This is a genomic window from Lentilitoribacter sp. JB5-8, assembly GCF_055693385.1.
The window spans coordinates 3407517-3423242 of the sequence record NZ_CM146332.1 but is presented as its reverse complement, the minus strand read 5'-3'; the positions used below and the strand labels follow the sequence as shown (position 1 = coordinate 3423242).

At 45.5% G+C, this 15726-nt stretch carries 15 protein-coding genes; 5 read left to right on the top strand and 10 right to left on the bottom strand.

Annotated features, from left to right (window positions below; all coding sequences use genetic code 11):
* Positions 1-17: 17 nt before the first annotated feature.
* Both ACZ1GZ_RS16630 and ACZ1GZ_RS16625 read left to right on the top strand, forming a co-directional pair.
* Positions 18-2651, top strand: coding sequence for a TRAP transporter permease (locus ACZ1GZ_RS16630; RefSeq protein WP_472665987.1), 2634 nt, complete (start codon positions 18-20; stop codon positions 2649-2651).
* Positions 2648-3079: a universal stress protein gene (locus ACZ1GZ_RS16625; RefSeq protein ID WP_472665986.1), complete on the top strand. Its 432-nt coding sequence runs from the start codon at positions 2648-2650 to the stop codon at positions 3077-3079. The genes ACZ1GZ_RS16630 and ACZ1GZ_RS16625 overlap by 4 nt, the downstream gene beginning before the upstream one ends.
* A gap of 56 nt (positions 3080-3135) precedes the next feature.
* Here ACZ1GZ_RS16625 and ACZ1GZ_RS16620 read toward each other — a convergent pair whose 3' ends face one another.
* The 9 genes from ACZ1GZ_RS16620 to ACZ1GZ_RS16580 all read right to left on the bottom strand — a co-directional run bounded on the left by ACZ1GZ_RS16620 (position 3136) and on the right by ACZ1GZ_RS16580 (position 12023).
* Positions 3136-4032: a DMT family transporter gene (locus tag ACZ1GZ_RS16620; RefSeq protein WP_472665985.1), complete on the bottom strand. Its 897-nt coding sequence runs from the start codon at positions 4030-4032 to the stop codon at positions 3136-3138.
* Between the two features lie 2 nt (positions 4033-4034).
* Positions 4035-5099 carry a Gfo/Idh/MocA family protein gene (locus ACZ1GZ_RS16615; protein ID WP_472665984.1) on the bottom strand — a complete coding sequence of 355 codons (1065 nt, stop codon included), beginning with the start codon at positions 5097-5099 and terminating at the stop codon, positions 4035-4037.
* Positions 5100-5101: 2 nt separating this feature from the next.
* Entirely contained in the window at positions 5102-6049 is a 948-nt protein-coding gene (locus ACZ1GZ_RS16610) for a phytanoyl-CoA dioxygenase family protein (RefSeq protein ID WP_472665983.1), read from the bottom strand.
* Between the two features lie 13 nt (positions 6050-6062).
* Positions 6063-7691, bottom strand: coding sequence for a TRAP transporter large permease (locus ACZ1GZ_RS16605; RefSeq protein WP_472665982.1), 1629 nt, complete (start codon positions 7689-7691; stop codon positions 6063-6065).
* Positions 7691-8539 carry a TRAP transporter small permease subunit gene (locus ACZ1GZ_RS16600; protein ID WP_472665981.1) on the bottom strand — a complete coding sequence of 283 codons (849 nt, stop codon included), beginning with the start codon at positions 8537-8539 and terminating at the stop codon, positions 7691-7693. The genes ACZ1GZ_RS16605 and ACZ1GZ_RS16600 overlap by 1 nt, the downstream gene beginning before the upstream one ends.
* A 13-nt stretch (positions 8540-8552) precedes the next feature.
* A complete protein-coding gene (locus tag ACZ1GZ_RS16595; protein ID WP_472665980.1) occupies positions 8553-9719 on the bottom strand; it encodes a mandelate racemase/muconate lactonizing enzyme family protein in 1167 nt (388 codons plus the stop codon).
* A gap of 67 nt (positions 9720-9786) precedes the next feature.
* The gene (locus ACZ1GZ_RS16590; protein ID WP_472665979.1) at positions 9787-10818 is read right to left on the bottom strand and encodes a TRAP transporter substrate-binding protein; all 1032 of its coding nucleotides are present in this window, start codon (positions 10816-10818) and stop codon (positions 9787-9789) included.
* 90 nt (positions 10819-10908) lie between these two features.
* The gene (locus ACZ1GZ_RS16585; protein ID WP_472665978.1) at positions 10909-11691 is read right to left on the bottom strand and encodes a mandelate racemase/muconate lactonizing enzyme family protein; all 783 of its coding nucleotides are present in this window, start codon (positions 11689-11691) and stop codon (positions 10909-10911) included.
* Positions 11601-12023 carry an enolase-like domain-containing protein gene (locus ACZ1GZ_RS16580; protein WP_472665977.1) on the bottom strand — a complete coding sequence of 141 codons (423 nt, stop codon included), beginning with the start codon at positions 12021-12023 and terminating at the stop codon, positions 11601-11603. Before ACZ1GZ_RS16580 ends, ACZ1GZ_RS16585 begins: the two co-directional genes overlap by 91 nt.
* Before the next feature lie 277 nt (positions 12024-12300).
* On the opposite strand from ACZ1GZ_RS16580, the gene ACZ1GZ_RS16575 reads away from it, so the two are divergent.
* The 3 genes from ACZ1GZ_RS16575 to ACZ1GZ_RS16565 all read left to right on the top strand — a co-directional run bounded on the left by ACZ1GZ_RS16575 (position 12301) and on the right by ACZ1GZ_RS16565 (position 14881).
* Positions 12301-12990, top strand: coding sequence for an FCD domain-containing protein (locus ACZ1GZ_RS16575; protein ID WP_472665976.1), 690 nt, complete (start codon positions 12301-12303; stop codon positions 12988-12990).
* 122 nt (positions 12991-13112) lie between these two features.
* Entirely contained in the window at positions 13113-14021 is a 909-nt protein-coding gene (locus tag ACZ1GZ_RS16570; RefSeq protein WP_472665975.1) for an NAD(P)-dependent oxidoreductase, read from the top strand.
* Positions 14018-14881 carry a sugar phosphate isomerase/epimerase family protein gene (locus ACZ1GZ_RS16565; protein ID WP_472665974.1) on the top strand — a complete coding sequence of 288 codons (864 nt, stop codon included), beginning with the start codon at positions 14018-14020 and terminating at the stop codon, positions 14879-14881. The genes ACZ1GZ_RS16570 and ACZ1GZ_RS16565 overlap by 4 nt, the downstream gene beginning before the upstream one ends.
* Positions 14882-14933: 52 nt before the next feature.
* Here ACZ1GZ_RS16565 and ACZ1GZ_RS16560 read toward each other — a convergent pair whose 3' ends face one another.
* A complete protein-coding gene (locus ACZ1GZ_RS16560; RefSeq protein WP_472668339.1) occupies positions 14934-15701 on the bottom strand; it encodes a DeoR/GlpR family DNA-binding transcription regulator in 768 nt (255 codons plus the stop codon).
* Positions 15702-15726 lie beyond the last annotated feature (25 nt).

Here is a 15726-nt window from a genome sequence, read left to right as displayed (position 1 = left end):
GTCGAGGGGACATCTCAATGGCAGATAATAGCAAAGAAAACCGTGCATTAAGCGAAGAAGAGCTACAAGAATTAGTAGCCGCAACGGACGCTGGTGCCCGTTCTCCCCAAGGGTCAGTGGGGACATTTTTAGCGATCGTAGCAGTCATTTGGTCGGTTTTTCAGGTCATTTTAGCATCGCCACTTGCAAACTATGTTTTGCCTGGTGATATCATTAACAACTCTCGTCAGCTGCATTTGGCATTTGCAATTTTCCTTGCTTTCATGGCCTATCCAGCGCTCAAATCAAGTCCGCGCGATTACATTCCAATTCAAGATTGGATTATGGCGATTTTAGCGGCCTTTATCGCGCTCTATGGATTTATCTTTTATCAAAAAATCGTTGATGCTGGCGGATTAGCCGATGATGTCGACAAGTGGTTCGCACTTGCGGGATTATTGCTTTTGTTTGAAGCAGCTCGTCGCGCATTGGGGCCAGCAATGGCAATCATTGCAACGATTTTCCTCGCTTATGTGTTCTTTGGATCTTCCGAAATTGTCCCTGACGTAATTCGTTGGAAAGGCGCTTCGTTGAAGAAAGCTATGAGTCATATGTGGATCACATCAGAAGGTGTGTTCGGTATTGCTCTTGGCGTATCTACCAAGTTCGTATTCTTATTTGTGTTATTTGGTGCGCTGCTCGATAAAGCGGGCGCTGGTAACTATTTCATCAAGATGGCGTTTGGCGCACTAGGTCACCTTAAAGGTGGTCCAGCGAAAGCGGCCGTTGTTGGTTCCGCAGCAACTGGTCTTATCTCTGGTTCATCAATTGCCAATGTTGTGACAACTGGTACATTCACCATTCCATTGATGAAACGCGTTGGTTTCTCATCTGAAAAAGCGGGTGCCGTTGAGGTGGCAAGTTCGGTGAACGGACAGATCATGCCACCTGTGATGGGTGCTGCGGCGTTCTTGATGGTGGAATATGTGGGTATTTCATATGTTGAAGTGATCACGCATGCATTCTTACCTGCAACGATCTCTTACATTGCACTTGTTTACATTGTGCATTTGGAAGCTGTGAAATCTAACATGCCAACACTTGGCAACCGCGTTGTATCACTCGGTCGCACAATTGGTGGCATGGCCTTGTTCTTCGCAGGATTTGCGGGTCTTTGTTATGGGGTTCAATATCCGGTCAAATGGATAACCTCGCTCTTCCCTGAAGGGTCGGGCGGTATTCTGGCGTTCCTCGTTTTTGTTGCTTATGTTGTTCTGCTTAAGTTTGCTGCACAAGTGCCAGATCTTGAGCCAGATGATCCAAATGCAAAAGATGTTGAACTTCCGGTAATTGCTGAGATTTATAAAGCTGGTCTTTATTATCTGTTGCCAATCATCGTTCTTGTTTACTTCTTGATGATCGAACAAAAATCACCGGGTCTGTCAGCATTCTGGGCAACAGCATTGCTGTTTGTGATCCTGCTAACCCAGCGTCCGCTTAAATCTATTTTCCGTGGCGAGAATGAAACTGTAAATGCCTTTAAAGATGGTGTTGCAGATCTTATTCAGGGTTTGATTGATGGCGCTCGTAATATGATCGGTATTGGTCTTGCGACGGCAACTGCAGGGGTTATCGTGGGCACGGTGACACTCACAGGTGTTGGTCAAGTAATGGCTGATCTGGTTGAGTTCCTATCAGGTGGTAATTTGATCTTGATGCTGGTTCTTGTTGGATTGCTAAGTCTTATTCTTGGAATGGGCTTGCCAACAACAGCGAACTACATTGTGGTGTCATCTCTGATGGCAGGTGTTGTGGTTGAATTGGGTGCACAATCTGGTCTGATTGTGCCCTTGATCGCTGTTCATTTGTTTGTGTTCTATTTCGGTATTATGGCCGATGTGACACCTCCGGTGGGCTTAGCAAGTTTTGCAGCTGCTGCGGTGTCAGGTGGTGATGCGATTAAGACAGGCTTTGCTGCCTTCTTCTATTCGCTTCGCACGGTGGCACTTCCATTTGTATTCATCTTCAACACAGATCTATTGCTCATTGATGTGTCGCTGACACAGGGCATATTTGTCTTCATTGTAGCCTCGATTGCCATATTGGTGTTCACCGCAGGTACAATGGGTTGGTTTGTTACAAGAAGCCGCATTTATGAAAGTGTTGCTTTGGTCTTGATAGCGTTTGTTCTGTTTAGACCAGACTTCGTAATGAATAGATTGCAGCCTCCATTTGCTAGCATTGAGCCGGCGCAGTTTACAACTGCACTTGGTAATGCAAATGCTGGAGATGAGCTGCGCGTAGTCGTTTCAGGTCCTGATTTTGATACTGGAGAAAATAAAGATACAACGCTCGTGGTCGCGATCGATGGGGAAGGCAGCGGGGAAGAACGCCTTCAAGCAACAGGTTTGTTGCTTATCCCAGAGGGTGATGTTGTGAAAATGGATGAGCCGTCTTTCAGCTCGCCATATGCACAAACTCTTGGTAGCTTTGATTTCTATCTGGATGATCCTGTGGTAATCAAAAGCATTCAGGCACCTTCTGAACAGTCTCCTAAGGAACTTGTATTTATACCGGCATTCTTGCTGTTGTTCCTGATTGGTTGGCTGCAATCCAGACGTCGTAAATCAGAGCCTGAAACACCCAATGAAAACGCGGGAGAAGTCGCATGAGTAAGTCTGTACTATGTGCCGTCGATATCAGTCACCCTGGCGAAGATACAAATGTACTTCAACAGGCGGCAAAACTAGCAGCAATGGATGATGCACAGCTTGATGTTATCACCGTTGTTCCAGATTACGGCACAAGCCTTGTGAGCGGTTTCTTTAAAGAAGAGCATCATGATGAAATGATGGCTGAAGCCTCAAAACAACTCAATGCGCAGGTCACCAGCGCATTGGGCGCTGAGGTAAATGAAAAAGTGCGCCACATCATCGCCTTCGGTAAAACTTATGAGCAAGTGCTAAATGCGGCGAGTAAAGCTGAATCTGATCTTATTGTTGTGGGCGCACACAAACCAGATTTCGCCGATTATCTTTTGGGGCCAAATGCAGCGCGCATCGTTCGGCACTCCAAATGCTCGGTGCATGTGGTTAGATAATTCAGAACCTGATTATAAAAGAGATAAATTGGCGGCTTCGGTCGCCAATTTTTTTGTCATTCGCTCGCTTGTTTTTTCTCTCGGAACCAAATGATTAGCCCTGCAACGATGATGATCACTGCGCCTAAGAGTGTCCAGCGATCTGGAATTTCGTCGAATATGAAGAAGCTCCAGACGGTAAGATAGATTACAAATGAATATCCAAATGGCATGATTAAATTGGGTGGTGCATAGGCCATTGCATTGGTCATGAATTGATGGCCTGCCCAGGCAAAAAAGCCCAGGCTTAGCAATACAACCCATTGAAATTCGGTTGTTGGAGACTGCCATTCTACAATGGCAAAAGGAATGAGGGCGACAGTGCCTACCAGCCCCGCCCAGAACTGCATTGTATCAGCTGATACCACACCTGTGAGTTTACGGGTAAATATCGAATAAAGTGCGAATGAAAATGCGCCGGCAAGAGAGACAAATGCCGCCCAGTGGAAATCTTCATCAAAGGGTCGGATCGCAACAAGTATTCCAATGAAGCCAAGGCCAATGGCCATCCATCGAAATTTCCCCACCGGTTCTTTCAAAATTGGCCATGATAACGCGCAAATGATAATTGGTGCAGAGAACAAAATGGTCGCTGTAAGCGATAGAGAGAGATATTGGATGGCGATGAAATTGGCCACAGTTGCTAGCATTAAGCAGGCGCCGCGGATGATGACGAGCAATAGTTTTTCACAACGAAAAACACTCCAATCAAACCCGTTTTTACCAAATATGCCGACCGAAATTACGAAATGAACGAAGTAGCGCATAAATGCTAGTTGCAGCGCAGATAACCCAATGACACCTAGCCATTTTGATCCTGTATCCACGAAGGAGAAGAAAAAGTTGGCGACCAATATTAAAACAATACCAAGGAGCGGTCCGCCTGCTGGAATGCGGAAAGGGCGCGCGTTCATGGCTAAACGGCTTTTACATGTTGTTCTAAAGAACTAAGCGGCTCAACAGATTGGTTGATGAGGTCAATCAAACGCATTGCTTTTATGCCGTCCCAGCCATCGCATTTTGCCTTGGTTTCGGTTTTACGAATTAAGTTTGTAAAATGCGTGAGCTGCTCATAAAGCGGTTCAACGACAGGGACATCTTCCTGAGTAGATTTCAGCTGTCGTGACCAATCCCCAGTTTGATCTTCTTTATCAGTCCAGACATTCATCTGCGGGAATTCAAGCGCACCTTGTGCACAGCCTATGCGCCACGAGGATATGCCGGTTCCAGCGATATTTGGATTTTCACTACACGCACCTTCAAAACTCCAAGGGGTGAGGGCGGCGTCACTTAGGATGACGCTGGCCATCAAGCCGCTTTCAAACCTTAGTAAAACACCTGCAGTATCTTCAACTGCTTGTCCGCGTTGAAAGTTTGACGTCATTGCCTGGATTTCGATAACTTTGCCAAAAATATGCAGCAGCAAGTCAGCTTCGTGGATGAAGTTGATTAAAAGTGGGCCGCCGTCTGACTTGGTACGCCAAGCACCTTTTTCGAAGTAATCATCAGGTTTACGAACCGCCCAAATAATGGATGCCATCACAGGAACGCCGAGCTCTTGTTTTTCGATAATTTCTTTCGTGCGGTCTACAAAGGGATGGTAACGTCGATGATGACCGATCAGCAAAGGAACGCCGAGTTTCTCAAATTCAGAAGCGATTAGTTCAGCATTTTTAAGATTGTCAGCGATCGGTTTTTCAATCAGACACGGTATATTTTTATTCGCAAAGAACAACCCAGATTTTAGGTGATTAGCATTAGGTGTGGCGATAATTGCACCATCAATCTCATCCATTGCTATTTCACTAATGTCATTAAATTTTTTGCAGCCAAGCTCATCTGCGAGTTGGCTCGATTGGGGGGCTGGATCAACAATAGCTGCCAGCTCAGTCATCGTATGACGCGCAACTAACTTTGCATGCCGCTCTCCGATTAATCCGGCGCCAACGACAACTATTCTAGCAGGCTCATTGTTGTTCATAATCATGCGCAATACGGACTGCTTGAATCCCAGCGATGCTGGGGAATATGTTCTGATTGCGAAAGTTGTTTGCGCGTATCATTCCACATATTTTGCCAGGCCTGCCAATCTTTAAGTTCTTTATTCGGATTGCTTTTTGATCTTGCTATAAATTCTGGAAATTGGCTTCTGCCTGTCGGCTGTCCAGTTACGTTATAACGAAGATCAAACGACCAGCGGAACCCATCGGTCTTGTTTGATAAAGACGAATGCGGTGTCAGCGGATGAAATATAACCGCACCGCCAGCTTTTACAGGCACTGGGATGGCGTTTTCTTCTGGGATAAATTCATCGGCAATTCCCACCTGATTTTTGGTGCAGTGAGGCAGCATTTCATCATAGTTATTTGATGCAACCTGCAAGCATCCGTTTTCAACGGTGGCATCTGTAATTGCCAGCCAAACCGTTACAAATTCTGTCCGATCCGCTTCTGGCATTGTCACGCCCATATCCTGGTGCCAGTCTGTTGCAATGATATGTGCGCGGTTTTCAGCCTTTGGAACAGCGTTTTGCGGAGGTTTAATTCTCACATGTTGGATTGGGTTGGACGTAATCTCCGGACCAATTAATTGTTCGACCATATCCAAAATGTTCTTATGCGTTGCCATTGAAAATACTGCCGGACCAATATGCATTGGGGTATCCATGGAGATATCAGAATGTGGCAGGCTGATATCAAAAGGCTGATACCATTCAAGCCCGCTTTGGATGGCAACTTCAAGCTTTTCCCAAAAGCTCATATTCTCGGGTGATTTTTCAACTTTGTTATCACGCCACCAACCTTCATAGAGCGTATCCATGAGGGCTGCATACTCTGCCCGAACGTCGGACAGAGTAGCTTCATCTAAAAGGTTCTCAACAACTAAAAAGCCATTTTGATTAAAGTCATCGACTTGTTGTTGTGTAATCATAATTTCCTCCCTGCTAGAGCAAGATTGTTACGATTGAAGGCCAGATGAGCAGCACCATAAGCGCCAAGAGTTGAACACCGATAAATGGTAAGAAGCCGCGGAAAATATCTGTAAGCGAAATATGTGATGGCGCTACAGATTTTAGATAGAACGCAGCCGGTCCAAACGGTGGCGATAGGAAGCTCACCTGCATATTCATACAGAATAACACACCAAACCAGATTGCGACCTGCGATGGTTGAAGCTGACCAATAAATCCAATCTCCTCAATCGGAAGTCTTTTGACGATGGGTAAGAATACAGGAATGATGAGTAGCACGATGCCCACCCAATCCATGAAGGCGCCCATAAATAACAGGATAAGCATCATGGTCAGAATGACGACCATGGTCGGCATTTCAGCACCCACGATCAATTGAGCGATATATGCTGGGCCACCTGCCAGCGTATAAGCACCCGCAAGAGCTGCGGCACCGACCGTTACCCAGATAATTGTTCCGGTGGAACGCAGTGTACGCATGAGGCTCACCCATACAAGATCAACAGATGCTTCACCTCTGATTGCAGCGATTAAGAATACCGCAAGCGCACCCATTCCGGCAGCTTCGGTAATACCCGTGATACCGCCATAGATGGAGCCAAGAACAATACCGATGACCATGAGAGGAGGGACTAAGCCCTTGCCTTTTTCCCAGCCAAATTTGGTGCGTTCGCGACCAAACACGAACATGATCAATAGGATTGATGCAACCAATACACCTAAAAGAACTGGCACATCAGCAACCATGCCCCATGAAGGCGCTTCAAAGTCTTCACCTGTATCAACGTTTCTGCCCGTTGCTGTGTAGAATGCAATGCGAAGAAGAAGCAATGCAGAAAGGCCAGCAAAGATTACGGACACAAAACCACCAAACATCATGGTTTTTTCACGTCCCACAGGATCACCTGGTTTTGGCTCCGGCAATGGCGCCAAAGATGGGTTCAGATTTGTACGAATGACGATGTACAAAATGATGAAACTTGCCAACATAAAGCCAGGTACAAACGCACCTGTGAAGAGCGCTTTAATCGAAGTTTCTGTGATTAAACCATAGATGATCAATACGATGGACGGCGGGATCATTGTTCCCAACGAACCACTGGCACAGATGGTACCGATTGCAAGGTTCTGATCATAGCCAAGACGCAGCATTTGTGGCAACGCAATTAGGCCAAGTAGCACAACCTCACCACCGATGATGCCTGACATCGCAGCCATTAACACAGCCATCAAAGATGTCACGATCGCGATACCACCGCGTGTTCTTGAAAGCCAGAAATCAAGGCTGTCATACATTTGTTTTGCGATGCCTGATCGTTCAAGCAATGCGGCCATGAAAATAAATAAGGGCACCGATATGAGGACATATTCCGTCAGGAGATCGAAAATCTTCTGCGTTAGGATATATAACGCTCCGGTTCCGGGTCGTCCCGTTAGCATGCCTTCGCCAAAGCTAAATGGATCAAAGAAGAGATTTGGTTCAAACTTCATGATCATAACTAGGGCAGCCAGCACCGCAGATGCGAGGCCCAAAGGCATGCCGATACCAAGAAGGAAAACTAACCCGATGACGAGTACAATTGATATTGTTCCGATATCCATTAGTTTGCCCCCACGCTTTTCTTAATGGCTTCCAGCTCTTCCTGATCGATAACTTCAGCTTCCGTCAATTCATTCGGATCGCGGTTCCAGTCAGCGATTAAGTTTAAAAGAGCTTGTATTGAAATAAGTGTTGCCATGATCAAGATCATTGGCTGAATTGTTGCTGGGATGGGCGGATCGAACGCTGTCCCAAACACCTCCCAACGATAAAATTTGATCGCAAAGACTTGCGAATAGCTTCCAAAGATAAGGAAGAATGTGAAGACCCAGAGCATAAAGACTGAAATGACATCACAGATATGTTGTCCCCAGCGTGGCATCAGATCGTAGATGATGAAAATGCGAATGTGGCTGCGCTGTTGCATAGCATAAAGGCCTGATAGCAAGAACACAAAGCCCGCAATCCAAAGGGTTAACTCGTTGGCCCATAAAGTTGGCGCTTCAATTGCATAACGTAGGAAAACTTCATAGAGCATGATTAGGGTCATGGAGATGATCAAAATCATTGTAACGCGACCAACAAACATCGCAAATCTGTCTATCTTCGATGCGTGGGGGAATTCCATCTGTGCCAAAACAACGGTTCGCATGCCAAAGGTGAAGAAGATCGGCGCTAAAATGAGCGCAGCCCAATCGATTATGTCGGTTTGTCCACCAAATAACCCAGACATTCCTGGCGTTACATCTTTTGACTTATGCAATTCTGTCATTTGCGTCAGCAAACTTTCACTCGCAGGGGGTATGAAATCAATAATATATGCTGGTCCATGCCAAATGACCCATCCTGCACAAAATACAAACGCAAATGCGAATGCCCATTCATGCAATCCTCCGGATTTTCTTTCCACGATTTCTCTCCCCTTAGTGAATACTATAGTGACTTATAAAGTCTCTGTCTGGTGTCACGCCTAGACCATGGCCTTGTGGCGCGATAACTCGTCCGTCATTATTCTTAACCTGTGATGAAATGTTAAGTGGCTCTTGCAACAATTCATCTCGGAACTTGTTGTCCGTTGTATCAAATTCCAACATTGGTTCCCACGGATGCAATCCTCCCGGCATCGGTGGCATCGATGTTAGCAAATGCATGTTGGTTGCAACAGCAATTGCTGAACCCCAAACATGATTGATCACTGGTGTATGGTGTGCATGGCATAATGCCAAAACGCGAATATACTCAGAAATTCCGCCTAATGCGCAAACTTCTGGCTGAGCGATGTCCAAACCACGGGCTTCGAGCAAGGCGCGCCAACCCCAGCGATTGAACTCTGCTTCTCCGCCAGAGATGTTGATTTTAAGGCCAGCTCTTAGCTCGCGATAGCCATCTAAGTCTTCGGGTGCTACGGGCTCTTCAAACCAATAAGCATCTAACTCATCCAGCGCGTGCCCGACATAAAATGCATCGCTTGTTGTATAACAATGATTGGCGTCTGCCATAAATTTGAAATCTTCGCCCACACCTTTTCGGACGGCTTGAGCCAGACGAATGTCATCTTTCGGTCCCATGCCAATTTTCATCTTGGTGGCGCGAAAACCTTTGGATTTAATTTCTTGCGCTTCATCTTCAAAACGGGAAATAAGGTCTTCAATTGGTTCGGGTCTTAGCATCATCCCATAACCGTAAACCTGAATTTCTTTTCGGTGCTCGCCGCCCAATAATTTGTACAGCGGTAATTTTGCAACCTTGCCTGCAATATCCCACAGCGCAATGTCGACCCCAGATAGCGCCTGCAAAGGCATGCCTTTTTGGCCGTGGTCGCGCATGAGATTATAAACTTTGTGCCAAATGACGTCGCGGTCCATCGGATCATCGCCGAGTATCATTGGCTGAATTACTTTTTCGACAATTGTTTTATTGGCAATTGCGATGTTTCCAGGGCCAAAGCATTCGCCCCATCCTGTAATGCCTTCATCCGTTTCTATTTCCACCAGATGGGCGCTTCTTTTGGCGTAATATTGCTGAGAATAGCCCAGGAGTTCGGGCATATCATACTGCAATACATGACTGGTGATTTTTGTGATTTTCATAATGGCTAGCCGAACATAAGAAATGGCAGGCGATTGCTCGCCTGCCAGCAATAAACATAATTGCTTATTATTGCATTGCACCAATGCCTTTTAGGAAGTTGATGTGGCTTGCTAGAAGTTCTTTAGCTTCTGGAGTTGTTGCGAACTCAGTCCAACCTTTTTGAACAGCGGCGCGGAATTTAGCCAACTCTTCAGGAGACCATTCGTAAAGGTTCACACCTTTTGCACGTAGTTCAACAGCATTTTGAGCGTTCTTAACTTCGTTAATTGTCGCATTATGCAGAGCCAATGAATCCATCGCTACTTCCATAATTTTCTTATGGTGGTCAGGCATTGCATCCCAAACATCTTTACGACAAGCCAAGTGGTCAGCTGGCATTGAGTGGAAGCCAGGATAGTTTGTGTGCTGCGCAATGTCATAAAGACCAAGACCGATGTTGTTGGTCAAGTTCGCAGCATCTGCACCATCAATGATACCTGTTTCCAAAGCTGTAAAGATTTCGTTGAAGTCCATCACGATTGGAGACGCACCCAAGTTTGCAAACACTTTTGTTGCAAGACCTGGAGGTGAACGGAATTTCCAATCTTTAAAGTCTTCTACGCCTCGGATTGGACGAGTAGATGATAGTGATTCAGGACCAGGGATCCACCAGCCAACAAATTCCATGTTGTGATCGTTGTACAAGTTGTTGATCGCTGAACGACCGTCACCATGTAGCAACCAAGCCATTTGCTGGTAAGGGTTTGAATAACCACCCATCAAGTCACCAGTAAACTGGAATGCAGGGTTTTTACCAGTTTGGTAAGCACCACCAGTCATGTCGCAATCCAAGATACCTGTTGCAGCCGCATCAAATGTTTCAGCCGCTTTAACAACTGCACCTGAGTAGAACATTTCTACTTCGATTTCGCCATTTGACATTGATGTAATGTCATCAACGAACTTACCAGCAAGCTGGCCAGAAAGTGTTTCAGTCGAGAAGTGTGTTTGTATACGCAATTTTGTTTTTGTTGCGTGGCCATCTGCAGCTGCGCTACCAGCCATGAATGCAAGTGCTGCTGCACCAGCAAGCATTGTGTGAGTTAAAGTTTTAAGCATAAGGTTCCTCCCAATTTTGCTTATTTATTTCTAATCTCTGATGAGATCATTTGCTTCTGAGCTTCATCCCTTTAGCTCGGAAATTTCGTATTAAGCGACGTGCCGAACGTCGGCTGATAACATGTCCTCTGTTTCAAGTTTGTCCCAATTAAACTCAACACCAATACCTGGGGTATCTGGCGCGACAGCTAAGCTGTTTTCTATCTGAAGCGGTCTTAAGGTGTATTGATCAATTGGGAATGAATGTACTTCCAACCAGCCAGAGTTTTTAATTCCTGACAGCAAACTAACATGCAGCTCTTGCATGCCATGACTGCACACTGGAATGTTATATTTCTCTGCTAATGCTACAACCTGCATGAAACCAGTTACCCCACCGCAATTTGATGCATCAGGCTGTATATACCCAAGTTTTGCCTGATCAAACGCATAACCAAATTCATGAATTGTGTGTAAGTTTTCACCCATGGCCAATGGAATATTTGTTGCAGCCGCAATCTTCGTATAACCTTGATAATCATCAGGAATGGTTGGCTCTTCAAACCACAAGATATCAAATTCTTCGATCGCTTTGGATGCATAAATTGCTTCATCAACGCTCATTGAATAGTTAGCGTCCACCATGAAGTTGATGTCGGCTCCAAGGAGTTTACGGACAGCCGCCACACGATCAATATCATCTTGAACATTAAGCTGGCCAAGTTTGATTTTTACACCGTTAAATCCTTCGTCGAGATAGTCTTCAATGCTCGAAAGTAGTTTGGGTAACGAGAATGCAAGGTCTATCCCTCCGCGATAAGCCTTGCATCTCGAACCAGCCCCCCGATGAGCTCTTTTAGCGGCAAGCCACGTTCTTTGCCGCGCAAATCCCACAAAGCAATATCCAATGCTGATATTGCAAAAGATGCAACACCGCCGCGCCCAACATAATGGATATGCCACTGCATTTGTTCATATAAGATTTCGACGGAACTTGCGTCTCTTCCTACCAACATTGGCGCCAAATCACATTCAATCATAGAGGCAATCGCGTGACCGCCTTTGCCACCGGTATATGTGTATCCGGTGCCAAGCAAACCATTATCTAATTGGATTGTTGTTGTGATAAGTTCAAAGTGTGTGTGGTCACCATGCTTTGCATCCGTCAGCACTTCTGCTAGCGGAATATGGAACAACCGAACGCTCACTGCGGCAATTTTTGCCAAGTAATTCCTCCCAAAATTACTTTACGACCAATATTTTGGTATGACCAAAACACACCATCAGGAAATCGGGTAATGTGCGTTGAGTCAAGCAATTTTTTCTCATATTCATACCGGAAATTACGGTGTAATCGTAATAAGTAGTTGAAAAATAATATTTAAATGGATTGGGCTTGACGAAATTTTAAATTCAGGCTCATACTCGCCCAAAAAATATTTGGTTTGTCGGCGGGTTTTGGTCGAGCCAAAATTGGGATTATTGTTGTTTCGGGTGGAGTGAATGCGAAGAGCATCGGATGATTTAGTGGCTGAAATTGAGGATCGGATTGCCTCTGGTCAGTTTGAACATAATAAGCCTTTGCCAGCTGAACGCGAATTGATGGACACTTTTGGTGCTAGCCGCACAGTTGTTCGGGAAGCTATCTCTACCCTTGCAAATCGTGGTCTATTAGAATCAAAACCAAGATTTCGACCTGTTGTTAAAAAACCTGATTATGGAACAGTGTTGACCGCGACAGGGAAAATCATTGAACATTTGTTAAGTGAACCAGGTGGAGTTGCTGATCTTTATAAAAGCCGTGAGTTTATCGAAAGAAGCCTTGCGCGGCACGCTGCCCTTCATGCCAACAAGGATGATATCGCTGATTTAAAATCAGCTCTAGCGGCGAATTATGAAGCCTTGGACAACACCCAGCTTTTCTTCAAGACAGACATGGATTTTCATGGTGTGTTGTACAAGATCGTTCGAAACCCGATTTTTCCGGCTATTCACAAAGGATATCTGTCTTGGTTGTCACCAAGTTGGGGAAAGATGAAGCGGGCGTCGGATCATAATTTAATTAATTATCAAGCGCATAAGAAGATCTATGACGCAATTTTAGAACGCGATCCTGTGGCGGCTGAGGATGCATTGAGTGAGCATCTGGCCGTGGCATGGGAAGTGGTTAAGGATACGCTGGAGCAAAATTAGCTCCGGTTTTTTTCGGGCAGCGGGTGTCTTCCGGACCCGCCCGACACCAAATTGGTGCCTGAAATCCCGCGAACAACTGAGATGTAATCTCAATTTATGAAAACGGAAGATAGGATAATATCATGAAAACTGTCGGGATAATTGGCATTGGAGATATGGGGTCAGGGATCGCAAAAAACCTGATCAAAAACGGCTTTGAAACATGGGGACTTGATCTAAGTCCTGAACGTATGTCAGCGTTTGAAAAATTAGGCGGCCGCGCGGCTACAAGCATAGCTGAAGTGGGTGTAAATGCAGATGTTGTGTTCATCATGGTGATGACAGGCGATCAAGCCAAACAGGTTATTTTTGGCGAGAATGGGTTAACTCGAACATTGAAAATTGGTTCAACAATTATTTTGACTGCTACCATTAAGCCTAAAGAAGCGCGCGAGATTGGTGATGAACTTAAAGACTATGATCTAAATATCATTGATAGCCCTGTTTCAGGCGGATTTCCGGGTGCTCAAGGGGGTACTTTGACCATGATGGCAGCCGGGTCAGATACCGCACTTGCTAATTGTAAAGATGTGATGGAAGCCGTTTCGGCGAACATCCATCGTGTAGGGGTATCTTGCGGGGAAGGCCAAACCGTTAAAGCATGTTTGCAATCTCTTATCGGAGCGCAATTTTCTGCAACTTTTGAGGCAGCTGCGTTGGCTGCAAAAGCCGGTGTTCCTGGGCAAGTTATTTTAGATGTGTTTTCAACCTCTTCAGCCGGATGCGGTGTTGTGAATAACGCGCTTGAAAAGATAATTGATCGTCAATTTGAAGGCACAGGCAGCCACATCAACACAATGCATAAAGATCTGACGATCTCAATGAATTTGGGCGAAGAATTAGGCGTGCCGTTGCACACAGCTGCAGCTGCCATGCAGGTATTTCATGCCGGGAAATCGAAATTTCCAAACGGAGATAATTGGGCGTGTACGCAAGTGATTGAGGACATCGTCGGCGCTGAACTTCATCGCAAGGGATCTAAGCAAAAATGAAACTTGGTGTAATTTGTGATGGTATTAGCCGTGACCTTGAACATGCGGTTGATGCGATGGATGAATTTTCGTTGGAATATGCGGAATTACAGTTTGTCGGTGAAAAAGAGGTAGGTGATCATAGCGCTGCGGAGATTAATGCGATTGATCAATTGCTGCGTGATCGTGGCAAGCCGGTATCATGCTTGTCTCGCCATATTTTTGCTGGCATGACATCTGCAAATAAACCCGGCGATGAGCTGCATGCCAAACATATGGATGCGCTAAAACGCGTGATCGATATGGCCCATATTGTTGGTTCGCCTTTAGTGCGGATTATGACGCCAAAGAAAGAGCAAATCCTATGGGGTGCGAACGGCGCGGAAAAGTGGAATGTCGCCCATGGCGCATGGGATGCGATGTTGCCACTCATCGCACCCGCAGTTGAGCTTGCAAAATCAGAAGGTGTGACGCTGGTTGTTGAAACCGGTAATGGCACGATGGTCAATTCCAATTATACAGCGCGTAAAATGATTGATGACTTGGATGCCAAAGATACGCTGAAAATTCTATGGGATCCGGCGAATAATTGTTGGTGCCATGAACTTGCATATCCAAACGGATATGATGAGGCAAAGGACGGCTATCTTGGTCATATTCATATCAAGGATGTTTATGTCGATACACCCAAAGCTACGCTTGAAGTCAGAAAGATGGGACAGGGGCAGCTTGGCCATTTATTTGAACCCATAGCAAATGCCTTACGTTCCGATGGATATGACGGGGTCATCTCGTTTGAAAGTGTTTATCATCCGGGTGATGGCAATTTTGAAAATGGATTCCGTCAATCCATAGACTTATTCAAAGAACTGTTTGGCTGATATAGTTTAGATAAAAATGTTGGTGGCTTGCGGAATTTCGGCAGGCCATCAATCAATCTGCTTTTGTCTCGATGATATCGATATCTGATTCTTGGCAGAGCTGTCTGAGATTTTCGGAATGAATTGTATCTGTTACAAAAGTATCAATCTGTGAAATATGGCCGATACGTGCATGGGCTTTGCGGCCTAGCTTTGTGCTGTCAGCAACCAATATGACATGGCGGGAATTTTTCATGATCGCTTGTGAGACTTTTACCTCGCGATAATCGAAATCAAGGAGTGCGCCATCCTCAGCAATCGCGGACGTGCCGATAATGGCAAAATCCACCATGAACTGGTTGATGAAATCAACGGTCGCTTCACCAATTATGCCGCCATCGCTTGCGCGCACAGTTCCACCTGCAACAACAATTTCATTGGCTTCGCCTAAGCTCAAATTACTTGCCACATTGATATTATTGGTAATGATCAAAAGACCCGTATGCGCTTGGAGTGCATCACTCACAGCTTCAGTTGTTGTGCCGATATTAATAAAGAGTGATGCATTATTGGGGATTAGTTCCGCTGCGGTTTGCCCGATTGAGATCTTTTCAGATGCCGCAATTTGCTTGCGTTCTTGATAAGCTAAATTCTTTTTACCGTTTTTCGCGCGTGCACCGCCATGGGTGCGTTCGAGTTTTTCTGCTTTGTCTAATTCACGCAGATCCATGCGGATGGTTTGTGGTGAGACATCAAACTTTAAGGCTAAATCCTCGACAAAAACCTCACCATTGCGAACCACGTGATCTAAGATTTCTTTTTGGCGTTTGCTTAAATACAAATTTACACTCATCCAACTGTTTGCC

Excerpts from the sequence above, each read along its gene's own strand:
- ACZ1GZ_RS16565 (WP_472665974.1), top strand. The coding sequence starts at position 14,018 with ATGAAACTTGGTGTAATTTGTGATGGTATTAGCCGTGACCTTGAACAT.
- ACZ1GZ_RS16630 (WP_472665987.1), top strand. The coding sequence starts at position 18 with ATGGCAGATAATAGCAAAGAAAACCGTGCATTAAGCGAAGAAGAGCTA.
- ACZ1GZ_RS16610 (WP_472665983.1), bottom strand. The coding sequence starts at position 6,049 with ATGATTACACAACAACAAGTCGATGACTTTAATCAAAATGGCTTTTTA.
- ACZ1GZ_RS16575 (WP_472665976.1), top strand. The coding sequence starts at position 12,301 with ATGCGAAGAGCATCGGATGATTTAGTGGCTGAAATTGAGGATCGGATT.
- ACZ1GZ_RS16615 (WP_472665984.1), bottom strand. The coding sequence starts at position 5,099 with ATGAACAACAATGAGCCTGCTAGAATAGTTGTCGTTGGCGCCGGATTA.
- ACZ1GZ_RS16625 (WP_472665986.1), top strand. The coding sequence starts at position 2,648 with ATGAGTAAGTCTGTACTATGTGCCGTCGATATCAGTCACCCTGGCGAA.
- ACZ1GZ_RS16595 (WP_472665980.1), bottom strand. The coding sequence starts at position 9,719 with ATGAAAATCACAAAAATCACCAGTCATGTATTGCAGTATGATATGCCC.
- ACZ1GZ_RS16605 (WP_472665982.1), bottom strand. The coding sequence starts at position 7,691 with ATGGATATCGGAACAATATCAATTGTACTCGTCATCGGGTTAGTTTTC.
- ACZ1GZ_RS16570 (WP_472665975.1), top strand. The coding sequence starts at position 13,113 with ATGAAAACTGTCGGGATAATTGGCATTGGAGATATGGGGTCAGGGATC.
- ACZ1GZ_RS16590 (WP_472665979.1), bottom strand. The coding sequence starts at position 10,818 with ATGCTTAAAACTTTAACTCACACAATGCTTGCTGGTGCAGCAGCACTT.
- ACZ1GZ_RS16620 (WP_472665985.1), bottom strand. The coding sequence starts at position 4,032 with ATGAACGCGCGCCCTTTCCGCATTCCAGCAGGCGGACCGCTCCTTGGT.